Annotated in this window: 14 protein-coding genes; 4 read left to right on the forward strand and 10 right to left on the reverse strand. The window is 63.1% G+C overall.

Annotation, left to right across the window (positions count from 1 at the left end):
- The 3 genes from VEK15_00980 to VEK15_00990 form a co-directional block, all read right to left on the reverse strand.
- The coding region (locus VEK15_00980; GenBank protein ID HXV59236.1) for a winged helix-turn-helix domain-containing protein at positions 1–652 on the reverse strand (652 nt) is incomplete at its 3' end.
- A gap of 116 nt (positions 653–768) precedes the next feature.
- Positions 769–2349 (reverse strand): aldehyde dehydrogenase family protein, encoded by a 1581-nt coding sequence (locus VEK15_00985; protein ID HXV59237.1) that lies wholly within the window; start codon positions 2347–2349, stop codon positions 769–771.
- On the reverse strand, positions 2346–3740 hold the full coding sequence (locus tag VEK15_00990; protein ID HXV59238.1) for an aspartate aminotransferase family protein: 1395 nt from the start codon (positions 3738–3740) through the stop codon (positions 2346–2348). The genes VEK15_00985 and VEK15_00990 overlap by 4 nt, the downstream gene beginning before the upstream one ends.
- A gap of 139 nt (positions 3741–3879) precedes the next feature.
- Here VEK15_00990 and VEK15_00995 point away from each other — a divergent pair, with 139 nt between their 5' ends.
- On the forward strand, positions 3880–4290 hold the full coding sequence (locus VEK15_00995; GenBank protein ID HXV59239.1) for a DUF2255 family protein: 411 nt from the start codon (positions 3880–3882) through the stop codon (positions 4288–4290).
- Positions 4291–4303: 13 nt separating this feature from the next.
- On the forward strand, positions 4304–4897 hold the full coding sequence (locus tag VEK15_01000; protein ID HXV59240.1) for a YdeI/OmpD-associated family protein: 594 nt from the start codon (positions 4304–4306) through the stop codon (positions 4895–4897).
- Positions 4898–5049: 152 nt separating this feature from the next.
- Here the strand turns inward: VEK15_01000 and VEK15_01005 are convergent, their stop codons facing one another.
- Genes VEK15_01005 through VEK15_01015 form a run of 3 tightly spaced genes read right to left on the reverse strand, consistent with a single transcriptional unit; the run spans position 5050 to position 8955 of the window.
- Positions 5050–5460 carry a hypothetical protein gene (locus VEK15_01005; GenBank protein HXV59241.1) on the reverse strand — a complete coding sequence of 137 codons (411 nt, stop codon included), beginning with the start codon at positions 5458–5460 and terminating at the stop codon, positions 5050–5052.
- Between the two features lie 25 nt (positions 5461–5485).
- Positions 5486–8386, reverse strand: a complete 2901-nt coding sequence (locus VEK15_01010; GenBank protein HXV59242.1) for a serine/threonine-protein kinase — start codon at positions 8384–8386, stop codon at positions 5486–5488.
- Positions 8386–8955 carry a sigma-70 family RNA polymerase sigma factor gene (locus VEK15_01015; protein ID HXV59243.1) on the reverse strand — a complete coding sequence of 190 codons (570 nt, stop codon included), beginning with the start codon at positions 8953–8955 and terminating at the stop codon, positions 8386–8388. The genes VEK15_01010 and VEK15_01015 overlap by 1 nt, the downstream gene beginning before the upstream one ends.
- Before the next feature lie 228 nt (positions 8956–9183).
- On the opposite strand from VEK15_01015, the gene VEK15_01020 reads away from it, so the two are divergent.
- On the forward strand, positions 9184–10011 hold the full coding sequence (locus VEK15_01020) for a sigma-70 family RNA polymerase sigma factor (protein ID HXV59244.1): 828 nt from the start codon (positions 9184–9186) through the stop codon (positions 10009–10011).
- A 387-nt stretch (positions 10012–10398) separates the two neighbouring features.
- Here VEK15_01020 and VEK15_01025 read toward each other — a convergent pair whose 3' ends face one another.
- Together VEK15_01025 and VEK15_01030 are read right to left on the reverse strand one after the other, a co-directional pair.
- Positions 10399–10815, reverse strand: a complete 417-nt coding sequence (locus VEK15_01025) for a putative toxin-antitoxin system toxin component, PIN family (protein HXV59245.1) — start codon at positions 10813–10815, stop codon at positions 10399–10401.
- Positions 10812–11099: a type II toxin-antitoxin system prevent-host-death family antitoxin gene (locus tag VEK15_01030; protein HXV59246.1), complete on the reverse strand. Its 288-nt coding sequence runs from the start codon at positions 11097–11099 to the stop codon at positions 10812–10814. Before VEK15_01030 ends, VEK15_01025 begins: the two co-directional genes overlap by 4 nt.
- A 206-nt stretch (positions 11100–11305) precedes the next feature.
- Here VEK15_01030 and VEK15_01035 point away from each other — a divergent pair, with 206 nt between their 5' ends.
- Positions 11306–13018 carry a D-aminoacylase gene (locus VEK15_01035; protein ID HXV59247.1) on the forward strand — a complete coding sequence of 571 codons (1713 nt, stop codon included), beginning with the start codon at positions 11306–11308 and terminating at the stop codon, positions 13016–13018.
- Here the strand turns inward: VEK15_01035 and VEK15_01040 are convergent.
- Both VEK15_01040 and VEK15_01045 read right to left on the reverse strand, forming a co-directional pair.
- Positions 13015–14517 (reverse strand): amidohydrolase family protein, encoded by a 1503-nt coding sequence (locus VEK15_01040; protein HXV59248.1) that lies wholly within the window; start codon positions 14515–14517, stop codon positions 13015–13017. The genes VEK15_01035 and VEK15_01040 overlap by 4 nt on opposite strands.
- A gap of 105 nt (positions 14518–14622) precedes the next feature.
- A complete protein-coding gene (locus tag VEK15_01045; GenBank protein ID HXV59249.1) occupies positions 14623–14811 on the reverse strand; it encodes a hypothetical protein in 189 nt (62 codons plus the stop codon).
- Positions 14812–14975 lie beyond the last annotated feature (164 nt).

Consider the following 14975-nt stretch of genomic DNA (forward strand, 5'->3'; position numbering starts at 1 on the left):
CCTCCGATCGAGCTGCGTCATCCGAGAGATTCAGGCCGCGAACGATGGGCATCAGCCGCGCGGTGGGCGTGACCGCGATTTCGGTCGACTGGGAAAGGTCGGTGGCAAGGAGCCCGGCAATCCCGAGACGAAGCCAGTCGAGGGAGGGGTCGTCACCTTCGTTCTCGAAAGGCAGAATCGCGATGGTTGGCTTCAGCGTCTCGGGAGCGACGTTGGGCTCACCCCGGAAGTGGTAGAAGAGGAAGAGGCCGAGCGCCGCTCCGACCGCTCCGGCGATCTTCAAGCGACGCGACTGGGACGTCCTCGGAGCTTTAACGGGACGGACGGGGGCGAGGAAACGCAAGCCGCGCCCATAGACCGTCTGGATGTACGTCGGCTCCCGTGAGTCGTCTTCCAGGATCCGCCTCAGGACCTTGACCGCTTCATTGAGCGATTGATCCGAGACCGCAACCCCGGGCCAGCCGGCTTCGAGCAGGTCTTCCTTGGAGACGAGTTCGCCCGGTCGTTCCAGCAGGCGCGCCAATATGTGGGCTGCGCGGCGAGGAACCGCGACGTCCGCTCCGTTCCGTCGCAGGATGCCGGTTTCGAGCTCGTACTCGAATGGGCCGAATCGAACGAGCTTCGAACCGAAGGAGACGGTCGCATCGGACACGGCTTCCTCCTGAAGAGGGTCCTATTCTATCGCTTCGCCTCGCGCCACGCCGAGGCGCTCGTGGAAACGGCTTCGTGACGAAGAACCGAGGACCGACCGAGCACCTCGAGTCTGCTCTACTCCTCGATCACGGTGCGGCTCTGCTCCCGCATGAACTGCATCACGTAATACGGGCCGCAGCCGCCCTTGCCGCTCGAGCCCGAGCCTTTCCAGCCGCAGAACGGCTGGGCCCCCGGCCAGGCGCCAGTCGTCGCCCCGCTCCTCTTGTTCGCGTAGGTGACACCCGCCTCGATCTCGTCGAAAAACTGCTCGATCTCCTCTTGCTTGCCGGAGAATATGCCAGCGGTCAGTCCGTACTCGGCCTTGTTGCTCTCTTCGATCGCTCGTTCCAGCGAGTCGATCTCACCAATGGCGAGGAAGGGGACGAAGTACTCTTCCATGAAGACTTCGCTCGATAGCGGCACCCTGGCGATCGTGGGCTCGACATAGTAGCCCCTGGCGAAGGCACCCTCGGTGAGACGGCGGCCGCCCATCAGGATCTCGCCATCTTTCCTGGCCCGGTCCACCGCGCGCTCGAACGTCTTGACCGCCCTCTCGTTGATCACCGGACCGAAGAACACGTCTCGCTCGGTCGGATCGCCGACGGTCATCGCCTTGGTCTTTTCGATGAGCTTCTTCGTGAACTCGGACGCCACCTTTTCGTGGACGTATACCCGGGAGCAGGCGCTGCACTTCTGGTTCTGGAGCCCCCACGCGGACTTCATCACGCCCTCGGCCGCCGCATCGAGGTCCGCCGAATCCATGACGATGCACGGGTTCTTTCCGCCGAGCTCGGTGAGGCAGGGCTTGGCCCACTTCGTGCTGAAGCCCTTGAAGATATGCATGCCCACTTCTTTCGAGCCGGTGAAGACCACCCCCGCCACCTTGGGATGCTGCCAGAGCGCGTCGCCGATGACCGAGCCTCTTCCGGTGAGGAAATGCAGGACGTCCCCGGGAACACCCGCTTCGCGGTAGATATGGTACAGCCTCAGGCCTGTCCACGGAGTGTCCTGGGCTGGTTTGAAGACCAGCGTGTTTCCCGCCACGAGCGCCGCGGAGGACATGCCGCAGGCCAGTGCCAACGGAAAATTGAAAGGTGAGATGCAGACGAACACTCCGAACGGTCGCAGCAGGTCGGTGTTGTCCTCGATCGGGGTGAGCTTGTTCATCTTCTGCTGAAAGCCGTTGGCGTTCTCCATCTGCCAGGCGTAGTAATCGATGAGGTCCGCCGACTCCTCGGCATCGCCAAGCGATTCCAGCCGACTCTTGCCGACCTCCAGGCTCATCAACGCCGCGAGCTCGAACTTGCTCTTCCGCACCAGTTCCGCCGCCTTGCGCATGATCTCCACCCGTCTCTTCCAGCCCAGCTTTTCCCAATCTCGCCGGGCAAGATAGGCCGACTCGACGGCCTGGTGGACGTGTTCCGCATTGCCGGAAGTAAACCGGCCGAGAACCAGTTCGGTATCGATGGGCGAAGTATCCACGATCAGAGGCGCGTCCGAGCGCACCTCTTTGCCGTTGATGTAGATCGGATAGTCCTTTCCGCAATCGGACCGGACCTTCACGAGAGCTTCGTCGAAGGCCCGGTGGATCTTGTCCATGTCCGCCGCAGACGTCGTATAGGTCACCTTCATCTCGTCGGGAGCGAGCGCCGTCATGGTCCCTCCTTCGTAGATTGCCAATGGTTCAACCGGTCCTTGATGGTTTTCATCGTGGCGTCGAGAGCGATCCGCAACAGGCGGATTGCTTCGGAAATCTCCTCCTCGGTGATGATGAACGGCGGGCCGATCATCACCAGATCCCCGTTCGTCCCGTCGGCATGCCCCGAGTTGGGCCAGACGACCAGGCCGGCCTCCTGCGCGGTTTCGGTGAAAGTCTCCACCATCTGCACGCGCCGATCGAATGGCTTTCGCGTCGTCTTGTCCTCGACGAGCTCGATGCCGGCGAGCAGCCCCCGGCCCCGGACATCTCCAACCTGGGGATGCGCCAGAAGCTCGCGAAGCCGCTCATGAAGGACCTCCCCCATCAGCCGGGCACGCTCGATGAGCCCGTGGACCTCGATGTAACGAAGGGTGGCGAGACCGGCGGCGCAGGAGACCGGGAACTGGGAGAACGTTTGGTTGTGCAATGGCGCGCCGGATCCTCGCGCCAGGACGTCGGTGATTTTCCGCGAGGTCATCATCGCCGACAGCGGCGCGTAGCCGCCGGTGATGCCTTTGCCGAAGATGTGGAAGTCGGGCACCGCGCCGTAAGGCTCGAGCGCCGACCACGTGCCCGTGCGGCCCGCTCCTACCAGCACCTCGTCGGCGATCCACAGGACCTCGTGTCGATCGCAGATGTCCCGGACCGTCTTCCAGTAGCCCGGGCGCGGAACCGAGGCCCCCGTGGAGGAGCCCCCAACGGGCTCGGCGATGAATGCCGCGACGGACTCCGGACCTTCCTGCAGCAGGGCCTCCTCGAGCGCGTCGCCGTTACAAATCGGGCAGTCATCGCTCTCTCCCCCACAGTCACAGCGGTAAGGGTAGCTCGCCGGCACGGTTCGAACGTCGACCAACCAGTCCCGAAACACGGCTTTGTAGTGCGGCCGGGCGGAGGCCGACAACGCGAGCAGCGAGCCGCCGTGGTAGCTGGGAGAGAGAGACACGATCTTGCGCTTTTCCGGCCGGCCTGATTCGGCCCAGAACTGACGGGCAATCTTGAGCGAAGCCTCGACGGCGTCGCTCCCGTTGCACAGGAACAGCGTCTTGTCGAGTCTCCCCGGGCTCAGGGTGGTGAGCTCGGCCGCCAGCTCCTCGACCGCGTCGTGGGTGAAGGCCGTGCCATTGACATAGGCCAAGCGTCCCGCTTGTTCTCCCACGGCTTTCGCCAGCTCGACGTTCCCGTGTCCCAGGTTGTTGACGAGTGCACCGCCGCAAGCATCCAGGTAGCGTTTACCGTTCTCGTCGTAGAGCCAGCAACCCTCTCCACGCACGATTCGAGGGTAGGATCTCTTGAGTCTTCGGTATAAGACGTGGCCTGCGGGGTAGCGGCTTTGCGCCCTGACGCTCATCGTGTCGGGTATGTTACCGCGCCTGTCGAGCAACGGCGCTTTCCTACGGAACCCGCTTCCGAGCTCGGGCTCGAAAGTTGATGAAAGCCCCGAGAAAGAGCAGGATCTCAGCCGGCAGATGGGAAAGAAAGCGACATCGATGTCGACGAGCGGAGGCACACGCCGCCGAGGGACGAGTCGCTTCCGCGGCGCGATCCTGGAGTCGATCCGCAACTCGAAGATCCTCCGCATTCGTTCAGGCACGAAGCCTCACCGGCTCATCGGCATCTGGGCGGTCGTGGTGCAAGGCCGTGTCTTCGTGCGATCCTGGAGCCTCAAACCTCGAAGCTGGTATCGGACGTTTCTCGAGGAACCTCGAGGCGTCGTCGAAGTGGAAGGTCGAGAGATCGCGATTCGAGCCGTGCATACGAGGAGCGAACGGCTCAAGGACGCGGTGGACCGCGCGTACCTGGAGAAGTACGCGACGAAAGGCTCCATTCGATACGCGCGCGACCTCGGACGTGCGAAGTCGAGAGCCACGACTACCGAGCTGATACCGCTGCGTGAATGACGGCAGGCTTGCCATGACGCCACGCTTCTTCAAGAATCCAAAGGAGCTTCGCTCGTGGCTTGCCGAGAACCACAAAACCTCGTCGTCCCTTCAGATCGGCTTCTACAAGAAGTCCGCGAAGAAAGCTGGCATCACCTACGCCGAAGCTCTCGACGAGGCGCTGTGCTTCGGGTGGATCGACGGCGTGCGGCACGGCATCGACGCCGAGCGCTATACGATTCGCTTCACCCCCCGTCGGCCGGGCAGCATTTGGAGCGTGGTCAATACCAGGAGAGCGGAGGAGCTGAAGGCGGCGGGATTGATGAAACCCCCTGGCCTGGCGGCGTTCGACGGCCGCGATGCGGAGAAGACGAAAAAGTATTCGTATGAAGTGAGGTCCAAGCTCGTCCTGGATGCGAAGTACGTGCGTCGCTTCCAGTCGAATCGGAAAGCGTGGGATTTTTTCCAGTCCCGAACCCCGCGCTACCGCGAGCTCGCGAGCTGGTGGGTGATGGGCGCCAAGAAAGGCGAAACGCAGCTTCGGCGTCTCGACGAGCTCATCGCTTGCTCGGAACGAGGCGAAAGACCGTCCCCCTTTCTCGTGTCCCGCGCGTCGAAAGCCAAGTAATCCGATGGTTCGCTCGACGAACGAGACTCGCCAGGACCTGACGAGAAAACGGGAGATCGGGCCATTACCCCGCGACTATTTCGCCCTCGCACCGGCTGTCCTCCGCCCGGGCGAACCGCACTAAGGCCCGATCTCCCAACCGTCAAAACTCGCTAGTCGGTCTCCAGCAAAACTCTTCGCAGCTTTTCACGGATCCCGATGGGAAAGCCGAGGTCCCGCCATTGAATTCTGAGGTTGTCTTTGACCTCGTTGGTCAGTTTCCGCTCATCGGCGAAGAGGTTCTGGTCCAGATCGGGGCGGACGGAGGCGAACAGGAGCATGAGGACCATGAGGTTTTTGTCTCGCTCCTCGTCTTTGTCGATGATCCCCGTAGCTTCCTCGAGTCGCTCGAGGTAGTCTTTCGCGCAGCGAAGTATCGCTGCAAGAAACCCTTCGTTGATGCAGGGCCGGCCTATCCAACGCAGACGCTCGTGCATGATCGTTTCGTGCTCCTGCAAACGTCTCGAGGCGTCCTTCGATACTTGCGTATCTTCCCTTGGCAGACCTTTCTTGGACTCATCCATGTTTCGGCCTCCTTCACCCGTACGTTCAATTGACGCGGTCCGGTCGAAGCGCAGCCAGCCGCTCCCGAGCTCGCTCCGCCTGATCATGAAGACGGACCGACCCCGCGGTTTCCTCGTATTTCTCGAGAGCGAGCGCAAAAAAACCGGGCGGGTCAGGGGAATCGCAGATACGCTTCATCCAGACGAGCCCCTCGGCGCGAACGATCTCCGCATAACTGTCGGCGGCCTCCCGGAGCTGGCCTGAAATGTGAAGGGCGTGGGCCAGATACGGCTTGGGTCCGGGGCGATCCAGCTCTGCCGCTCGGCGAAGATCCTGTAACGCGACCTCGATCTCGCCCTCAGCGAGGTGGATTTCTCCCCTGAGCTGGAGCTCCACGCGCTCGTAAAGGGGCTTGTCGCGCTCGGACGCGAGCGCAGGGAGGAGACTTCGAGCCTCGTTCAGAAAACCGCTTCGAGCGAGAAGCGTCCCCACGCGCGCGATCTGGTGAGGACCTCGCTCGAGCTCGAGCGCTTCGAGGCAGGCCGCACGAGCCTCGTCGACTTTGCCCTGGAGGGTGAGCACGTAGGCAAGGTCGAGAAGCTTCCCCGCTCTTGTGGAGGGCCGTCCCCAACTCACGTCGCCCGCGATTCCCTCGCGGAGCACCTCGCCCGCTTCGTCGAGACGCCCGAGCTCTCCCAACGCCGCAGCCAGTAAACCGTAGCCGAGCGAAGCCATCTCGGGCTCGGGGCTGGCGGTCATTCCGCGGAAAAGCGCTTCGGCTTCTTCGTGTCCTCCCTCGAGGAAACGAAGTGCGCCTTGAATTGCGTCCGCCCAGCCCGCTTGGTCGATGGCCCGAAGCTTTTCTATGTAAGTGGACGCTTGCGCCCGGTCATCCAGGGCCAGGTAGGTGCCCCCGATTTGGACGAGCACGTTATAAAGAGGTTCGGGCGATTTGCGTTCCGCTTCGAGAAGGCGACCGAGCGCCTCGGGGTATCGACCGAGCACCCTCAGGGTGAGACCGAGATAGTAGCTCGCGCGATAGTCGTTCGGATACAAGAGGGAGAGCGTTCGGTAGGGTGCCTCCGCCTCCGCGAAAGCTCCGCTATCGATCGCGTACATCCCCCGAATGTTCAGCTCTTCGCGCTTGGACACCGGGCGCCTTTTGATCGATTCGAGCGCCTTCTCCCAGTGGTGATAGGCCTCGACCTCCGTCAAGCTGGAGAGAAGATCGCCCAGGCGCATGCGGGCCATGGCGAAATCCGGGTCGGCTTCGACGGACTCCTGCAAAAGAAGGATGGCATCGTGCCACCGGCCCTCTTGCTTGAGCTCTTCCGCCCGGTGGAACAGCTCGAGCGCCTCCCAGGACGGGGTGGTCATCTCTCGAACGGGCAGATCGAGCTCGGCGAGCGAAGCACTTTGCTCTCCCGCGGTGCGGCGCACCCAGCGGCTCGCCGCGTCCACAGCTCCGAAGAGCTCGTTCTCGTCACCCGCGTGAAAAACTCGCGACCAGCCTGCGACTGGTGTCGGCGCGCGCTTCTCGAGAAGATCCAGCTGGAGGGAAAGGCTATAGCCCGAGCCAACGGGAATTAGCGTTCCCCCGAGAACCAGCGGGGCACCGAGACGCCAGGCCACTTCCCGAGAAGTCTCGAGATCGCGATCCTCGGATGAGCTTCGCACCATCCGGGTCAATGCGGTGCGCCTTCTCGTTTCTTCAACGAGCTGGACGTGAGCGGATTGGCGGAGCTCCGTCTCGAGAAGCGTCTGGACTGCGTCGAACCGGTGGTCCCCGGTCCGATTGTCGATGCTCGCCATCACGATCTGCGAGCCCGGCTTAACCTCCGCGAACGGGCCGGAACGGTAAAAGAGCGCCGCCAGAGCAGCGATGACGAGGACGGCGGCGAGTGCGAGCGCCTGGATGCGCGGTCGCCGTCGTCGCGGCTCGAGTTTTCTCACGAAAGCATCGAGCGCATCCGCCATCTCTCCGGCTGTGGCGAAGCGCTCCTCGGGCGCCCGTGCCAGAGCTCGATCCGCGATGCGCGTGAACGCTTCCGGCAGCCCCGGACACGCGTCCTTCAGCGACCGCGCGCGTCCCTCACGATGAGCTTCCCTAAGCTCCTTCGCGTCTCGAGCAGCCACGGGAAAATCGCCGGTCACCAGGTGATACAGCAGCACCCCCACGCTGTACAGATCGGAGGCGACCGTCTGAGGAGAGCGATGAAACACTTCGGGTGCCAGATAACGTGGCGTTCCACATACGTCGCGGGACTCCGTGTCGGCGGGATCGGTGAACTCCACTCCGACGCCGAAGTCCATGAGCACCGCGCGCTCTCCATCCTGGAGGACGATGTTCTCTGCCTTGACGTCTCGGTGCAGCATTTCGACGGAATGGACCGCGGCGAGAGCTCGACAAAGGTCGGCACCGATTCGAGCGGCGTCCTCTACCGAGAAAGTCCCTTCCCGCAGCAATCTCGATTCGAGGGTAGGGCCTTCGAGAAGCTCCATCCAGATGCCCACGATGCCGTCCCGCTCGTCGGCACCGTAGATGGTCGCGACGTTGGGGTGCTTGACCTTCGCCAGGAGATGGGCTTCCCGGATGACGCCATCCGGCGTCCCCGACGGCTTTCGCAAAAGGAGCTTCAAGGCCACGTCCCGCCCGACGCGAGGGTCTCGGGCTCGGAACACGTCGCTCGATGCGCCTCGGCCGACAATCTCCAGGATCTCGAGATGACCCCACTGCGCCGACGGAGCCGCCGGGAGCTCGTCACTGCACCCTTCGATCGTAAGACTCCGACAAGCCTCCGCGATCTGGGAGATGCGGTGAAGGGAGTCTACCAGCGCTTTCGCCTCGAGGTCTTGTGACTCACCTTCCCACGTTTCCCAATCGATGGAGGCACCATCTGAAATCGACGTCGCGAGCTCGTCGAGGCGCCCGTCAGCAATCCCCATCAGGACTCCTTCATCGCGTGAGCCAGGCGCAGGATCGCTCGGCTCACGGCCATTCGAGCGGCGTCAGCGCTCGGCTTTCCCAGCAGGGATGCAATCTCCTCGTAGGAAAAGTTGAGCTCGATGCGGGCGAGGATTGCCTCTCGATCCCGCGGACTCAGAGCCTCTAGGGCTCGTTCGTAGGCCTCGAGGTGCTCCCGCCCAAGAGCCTGCTCGATGGGAGAAGGCCGAGGGTCGGCGATACCCCTCGCGGTACGAACTTCCACCGGCCTCCGCTCGAGCCGCCTGACCTCATCGCGAATGCGATTGAGCACCCCTTGGCGAAGGTAACTCTCGAACGCTCCTCGGCGTCGATGCTCGAACGATTCCACCCGTCGAAGGGACCTGATCAACGTTTCCTGGACCACATCGTCGGTATCCAGGAGATTCCGGGCTCCCGCAGGAAGCCGTCCTCGAGCCCATCGACGAAGGGGGTCCAGGTAGCGCTCGCACAGAGCGTCTCGTGCCTCGGAGTCGCCCGCGCGGATCCGCTCCAGCAGGCGGCGTGTGGTTCCTCCAGCGCGATTTTCCATGACCTCCGATGGGATCGGCTCGAGCACCGCCATGTTAACCCACGGCGGTATCGAGGTTGAAACGGCTGAAGCGTCCATTTGGTGCTCTCTTGAAAAGGACGGCCACAAACCTCCTTTTGCACTGGTCAGACTCTCTTTGCGAAAAAAAGCGTTCGGTTGCGCCGTCCCCGTCGTTGTCTCTTATAGAGGAGGGAACGTCTTCGACTATCAACAAAGGAGAGGTTCGGTATGAGCGGCCTCACACCCGAGCGGGATCTGTTTTCTTCGCAGCTCGGAATGATTCAAAACCTCATCCACGCGATCTCGCGCAACGGAAGACTCATGCACGAAGACGCCGAGGATTTCGCTTCTTTCGTGATGGTCAAGCTCATCGAGAAGGACTACGCGCGATTACGGAAATTCAAGGGAAAGAGCAGCCTGCGCACGTACTTGACCGTGGTGATTCAGCGACTCTTGCTCGACTACCGCACGGCGAAGCTAGGCAAGTGGCGTCCATCGATGCGGGCCCGTCGGCTCGGCTCGGTGGCGGTGAAGCTCGAGGAGCTCCTTTGGCGTGACGGGTACACCTTTCAGGAAGCCGTCCACGTACTGCAGTGGAACTGGCGAGTCGCCCTGGACCGCGAAGCCCTTTGGGGCCTAGCCACGCACCTCCCCCCGCGGCGGGGCGGAAGGCTCGTCGGTCTCGAAACCGCTGGTGAGCTGGCCGTCAGTGCCGGAACTCCGGCAGCCGATTTGGAGGATCGCGAGCTTTCGAACGCCCTGCACGCCGCAATCTCGAAGGGGTTGAGCTCCCTTTCGGACACCGAGCGCCTGGCGCTTCAACTTCGATTCCAGCGCGGATTGACCGCGCAGGAGATCGGCGCTTACCTCGATCTCCCTCCCCAGGCAGTCTACCGACAGGTGGAGCGATCCCTCAAGCGCCTGCGCAAACGGCTGGAACGTAATGGCGTGCGAGAGAACCACGTGCGCCGGGTCCTCGCATCCAGGCGGAGGGATTTCACCTTTCTCGGACGGGTCCCCGCCGCCGCGGCGCCGGCCGATGCCCGACTCGGATGACTGTCCGCCGTCAGACGAGCTGGCCGCGCTCGTGGAGGGTTCCCGGCCCCACGATGGATGGCGCGCCTTGATCGACCATCTCCGCCGTTGCCCGTCGTGCTACTCCGTTTTCCTCGAGGCGCGCAAGCTTCGCCGGGAAGCTAAGAAAGAAGGGGATCCGGGACATTAGGGCTCAGTGCCGAGGCGGGACCCGTGATCCTCTCGAACGTGGAGATCGGACGCGGTCGGGGCGTCTCTGCGAATGCCACCCCATGTGAGTTTGCCAACAACCCGACTTCATGTGATGAGAGTTCGTTTTCCCCGGCCGCTTCCACTCTTCCTCGAACATTATTTTGCGATCGGGGTGAACTGGCTCGACGAGCTCGAGCGGCGGTCGCAAAGATGAAATCATTCGTTCCGGGACCGCCTGAAGTGCTCGAGGAAGTCCGCAGGGGAGAGTACGAGCATCCCTCGTCGTGCCTCGGAGGGGTAGTGCTTCAGGTTGCCCGTGATGAGGGCGTCGGCCTGGGCGGAGAGTGCGACCTCGAGAAAAGGATGGTCGTCCGCGTCCGGCAAAGGAGCCGGTAGCGGATCGCTGGCCACCACTTCGCCGACGGCCTCGATCTGTTCGAGGAGCGCGCCGACGGCCTCCGGCTCGAAGGGGAACTTTGGCCGGAGTAGAACCTCGCGATACTCGGTCAGGATGCGTTGGTCGTGACAGAGCGTCAGCGCGCCCGACGCGATCATCCTGACGATCTGGGAAGGCGGACCATAGGGAGTGATGAGTCCGGACACGAGCATGTTCGTGTCCAGAACGACTCTCATCGCCGTCGCTTCTTCCGGACGGCGGCGATCTCGGCTGCGATTTCTCTGCCGGTCAGACGATCGGTTCCAGCCTCGAGCGAAGCTCTATGCATCGCCTCGACCGCGGCGACGGCCCTGGCACGGCGAATGGCTGCGAGCGCCGTCTCCAAGGTGTCTTCCGAGACGGTGGACAGAATCGCTATGGGCTTCCCGTTGGAGGTGACGACGATGTCCCCTTCCTCCCGAAGCCTGCGCCAGATCTCGGCCGACTTTCCCCGGAGGTCACGAACCGAAACGAATCGCATATGCGTTAGTGTACACGATCGTTACCCGATCGTTGACGGAAGGCCTTGGACCGGTGACATCCCGTCGCTGAAGTCGTCGGGGCTATCGTTGCGAAAACCCAATGACATCAAACGGCTTCGGGGGTGTAGGACCCTTCTCAGGAGGACGCGCCCAGACTTCATCAGCCTGCTTGTGGCGAACGGAGTGTCGAACTTAAGATCCACGAATGATCGCAATACACTCGAAACGAAGCTTGGTTATTGTGGCCCTCGGGGTCGTGCTTTCTGGATCACTCGGTCTCGGCGCGCAATCCTCCTCTTCTTTCGATCTCGTCATCGCCGACGGCCGTATCGTCGACGGAACCGGCGCGCCCTGGTTCATCGCGGACGTCGGTATCATCGGCGGCCGCATCACCGCGATTGGCCGACTCGCTGAGGCGAACGCTGCCGAGCGCATCGACGCCCGAGATCTCGTCGTCGCCCCGGGTTTCATCGACATGCTGGGGCAATCGGAGTTCAGCATTCTCGTGGATGGACGGGCGGCGAGCAAGATCATGCAGGGCATCACCACCGAGGTCACCGGGGAGGGCGCCTCGATCGCACCGGTCAACGACCGCATGGTGGAAACGAGGTCGGCGAGCTATCAGCACTTCGGAATCGAGCAGGATTTCCGCACCCTGGCGGAATATTTTCACCGCATCGAGACGCGTTCTCGGCCAGCCATCAACATCGCGACCTTCGTCGGTTCGGGCGGTGTGCGGGACTATGTGATCGGTCGAGACGACCGCCCGGCGACGCCCGACGAGCTCGAGGCGATGAAGAAGCTCGTCGCCGAGGCGATGGAGGACGGAGCCCTCGGCGTCAGCAGCTCGCTTCAATACGTGCCCAACCGATTCGCGACGACGGACGAGCTGGTCGCGCTCGCTAGAGTCGCGGCAGAGTACGGCGGCATCTACATCACCCATCAACGCTCGGAGGCGAACCTCATCTTCGAATCCCTGGACGAGGTCTTCACCATCGCCGAGCGAGCCCGGATCCCGGCCGAAGTCTGGCACTTGAAGACCGCTTACCGGGCGAACTGGGGAAAGATGCCCCAGGTGCTCGAGAAGTTCGAGGCGGCCCGCGCGCGCGGCCTCGACGTGACCGCCAATCAATACCCCTACGATCGGGCTTCGAACGACCTCGACGCCTGCCTTCCCATCTGGGTCCGGGAGGGGAGCGCCGACGACATGATTGCTCGTTTGCGCGATCCCGAGATGCGCGAGCGCATCAAAGCCGAGATGGCGGATCCCAACATCACCGAATGGGAGAATCAATGGTACGGCTCGGGTGGTGCCGAGGGTGTGATGGTGAGCTCGGTGCTCGATCCGGCGCTGCGCAGGTGGGAAGGCATGACGCTCGCCGAGATCGGCCGACAGATGGGAAAGGATCCACGCGATGCGCTCATGGATCTCATCATCGCCGACCATGGCGAGACTTCGTGCATCATCTCCATCATGCGGGAGGATGACGTGCGGGCGGCTTTGAAGCATCCGTTGATCTCGATCGACACCGATTCCTCTGCCCGTGCGGAGGACGGTCCTCTTTCCGAGAGCAAGTCACATCCCCGCGCCTGGGGAACGTTTCCGCGAATCCTCGGAAAGTACGTGCGGGAAGAGAAGCTCCTCACCCTGGAGGAGGCGATTCGCAAGATGACCTCTCGCCCGGCAACCCGGGTCGGCCTTCAGGACCGGGGTATTCTTCGACCGGGCATGGCCGCCGACGTCACCGTGTTCGACCCCGAGACCATTCGCGACGTCTCGACCTTCGAGGACCCCAATCACTATTCGGTCGGGGTGCGCTACGTTCTCGTGAACGGACGCCCCGTGGTCTTCGACGGCAAGATTACCGACGAGCGGCCAGGACAGGTTTTGCGGGGACCGGGGTACCGAAGTCCTTAAGACCGAGGCAGGCGCGGCACCTTGACTGGGCTCGCTCCCTCGACCTCGCTCCAGATTCGCCGGCCAACCCTGTCTGCCTCGGCGACGAGGGCGGGCTCGTCCACCGTCAGAATCTTTCGGTCGCGCATCACGAAACGGCCGTCGACCAGGACCGACTCGATGTCGGACGGTTGGCCGTTGTTGATCCAGGCGGACAGGATACGCCCGGCCGGCACGAGGTGGGTCCTCAGCGCGTCGAGGACGATGATGTCGGCTTTCTTGCCGACGTCGAGCGAGCCGAGAAGCGCTTCCTGACGAATCGCTCGCGCTCCACCTTGTACGGCGTCGGCGAGCATGTCTTCGGGCTGAGGCTTTTGGCCGGGGGTCGCATCGTCCCGCCAGATGCGCTCCGTCACCAGCGCGATCCGCATCGTCTCCAACATGTCGTTGGTATTGTTGTCGGTGCCCTGAGCGATGGGGCAACCCGCGGCGCGCAGGGCAGCAATGGGCGGGATGACGCCGCGGTTCGCCGCCATATGGGCCTGATGCGAAATGATGGTGCCGGAGCGGCCGAGCAATGCGATCTCGGACTCGTCGACGTACCGGCAATGTGCCGCGAAGAGCCGTGGGCCGAGAAAGTCGTGCTTGGCGAGGTATTCCGTGGGTCGAAGCCCGTGGTGTCGCAGCATGTACTCCACTTCCCAGGTCGTCTGGGCGAGATGGATCGTATAGCCGAGATCGTGCTGCTCGGCGAACTCGCGGACCGTGCGCAGAAGCTCGGGCGAGGAGCTTTCGGCGAGAGCGGTGGTCGGAAAGACGCTGATACGTCCTTCCCTCGCGCCGTGCCACGTCTCGAACAAGTCGTGGGCGCTCTGCCAGCCCTCGTCGCGCATCTGGGCCGAGAACCTGGGGGCCTCGCTCCGGGCGAGGCTCTCCGCAGACACGGGACCAGCCCCGTTCTCGACGTCGCGAACGGATTCCGCGAACACCCAGCGCAAACCTGTGTCGGCCAACGCGGCCGCCGCGCGACCGATGCGCCCGGTATACTCCACGACCGTGGTGACTCCTCCTCGTATGGATTCGAGAGCACCCATGACGGCCATGAGCGTGCCCTCCTCCTCGGAGAGGAGGCTTCCGGGCGAGATGGCCAGGCGATAGCTGTTGGGGAATCCGAAGTCCTCGTTGAAACCGCGCGCGAGCGTCGCCGCGAGATGGGCATGACAGTTGATGAGGCCGGGAAGCAGCGCCTTCCCGCGTCCTTCGTACACCTCGGCACGAGGACGCGTGCGGAGGACTTCATCCGTGGGCCCGATCGCCACAATCCTGTCGCCTTCGACCGCGAGCGCCACGTCGTGTCGAACGTCGTCGGGATTCACGACGGTGGTATGTGTGAAGACGACGGACTCTCCCGGCGACGGCTGGGCTTTCAGTCCGCGTTCGTCGAGAAGAAGAGCTGCGGCACCCGCACCAGCGCTCGCGAGCAGCTGGCGCCGGCTGAGGTTGATAGCGGAGTCAGGCATAACTCGGGATCCATAGTCGACTCGCGGGTGCAAGTCAATCCGGCGCCTCGCGCTTCACCGGCTCGAGCGGCGCTCATCGAGCCGGTCCAGGCTCCGTAGCGAAGTCTATTCCGCCAGGACGAAATCCACTGGTCCTTCGAAACACACCAGCGCAACCAACTCGCCCTGGCCCGCGTTGACTTCCGAATGTACGCCGCCCCCCGGCTGAACCACGAACGCCCCGGGGCCATAGACATCCGTCGAGGTGGCGCCATTGCCCTTGGTTCGAGTCTTGAACTCACCCTTGATCAGCACGGCACGATAGGTCGATGAATGGCTGTGCCAGGGTTCCGTGTAGCCCTCTCGGAAAACGCACCAGAACGGCAGCCGGCCCGGTGGCCGGATTGCCCCATAACACGGCGACCTCTACGGGGGCTCCCTTCTCCGATCGGGCCGAACTGCAGATCCTCATAAGCCGT

This window comes from Vicinamibacteria bacterium, from assembly GCA_035620555.1.
Lineage (GTDB): Bacteria > Acidobacteriota > Vicinamibacteria > Marinacidobacterales > SMYC01 > DASPGQ01.

Bases quoted from the DNA above. Each gene is read 5' to 3' on its own strand.
- VEK15_01000 (HXV59240.1), top strand. From the start codon at position 4,304: ATGACGCCACGCTTCTTCAAGAATCCAAAGGAGCTTCGCTCGTGGCTT.
- VEK15_01025 (HXV59245.1), bottom strand. From the start codon at position 10,815: ATGAGAGTCGTTCTGGACACGAACATGCTCGTGTCCGGACTCATCACT.
- VEK15_01040 (HXV59248.1), bottom strand. From the start codon at position 14,517: ATGCCTGACTCCGCTATCAACCTCAGCCGGCGCCAGCTGCTCGCGAGC.
- VEK15_01020 (HXV59244.1), top strand. From the start codon at position 9,184: ATGAGCGGCCTCACACCCGAGCGGGATCTGTTTTCTTCGCAGCTCGGA.
- VEK15_00995 (HXV59239.1), top strand. From the start codon at position 3,880: ATGTCGACGAGCGGAGGCACACGCCGCCGAGGGACGAGTCGCTTCCGC.
- VEK15_01035 (HXV59247.1), top strand. From the start codon at position 11,306: ATGATCGCAATACACTCGAAACGAAGCTTGGTTATTGTGGCCCTCGGG.
- VEK15_01005 (HXV59241.1), bottom strand. From the start codon at position 5,460: ATGGATGAGTCCAAGAAAGGTCTGCCAAGGGAAGATACGCAAGTATCG.
- VEK15_00990 (HXV59238.1), bottom strand. From the start codon at position 3,740: ATGAGCGTCAGGGCGCAAAGCCGCTACCCCGCAGGCCACGTCTTATAC.
- VEK15_01030 (HXV59246.1), bottom strand. From the start codon at position 11,099: ATGCGATTCGTTTCGGTTCGTGACCTCCGGGGAAAGTCGGCCGAGATC.
- VEK15_01015 (HXV59243.1), bottom strand. From the start codon at position 8,955: ATGGAAAATCGCGCTGGAGGAACCACACGCCGCCTGCTGGAGCGGATC.
- VEK15_00985 (HXV59237.1), bottom strand. From the start codon at position 2,349: ATGACGGCGCTCGCTCCCGACGAGATGAAGGTGACCTATACGACGTCT.
- VEK15_01010 (HXV59242.1), bottom strand. From the start codon at position 8,386: ATGGGGATTGCTGACGGGCGCCTCGACGAGCTCGCGACGTCGATTTCA.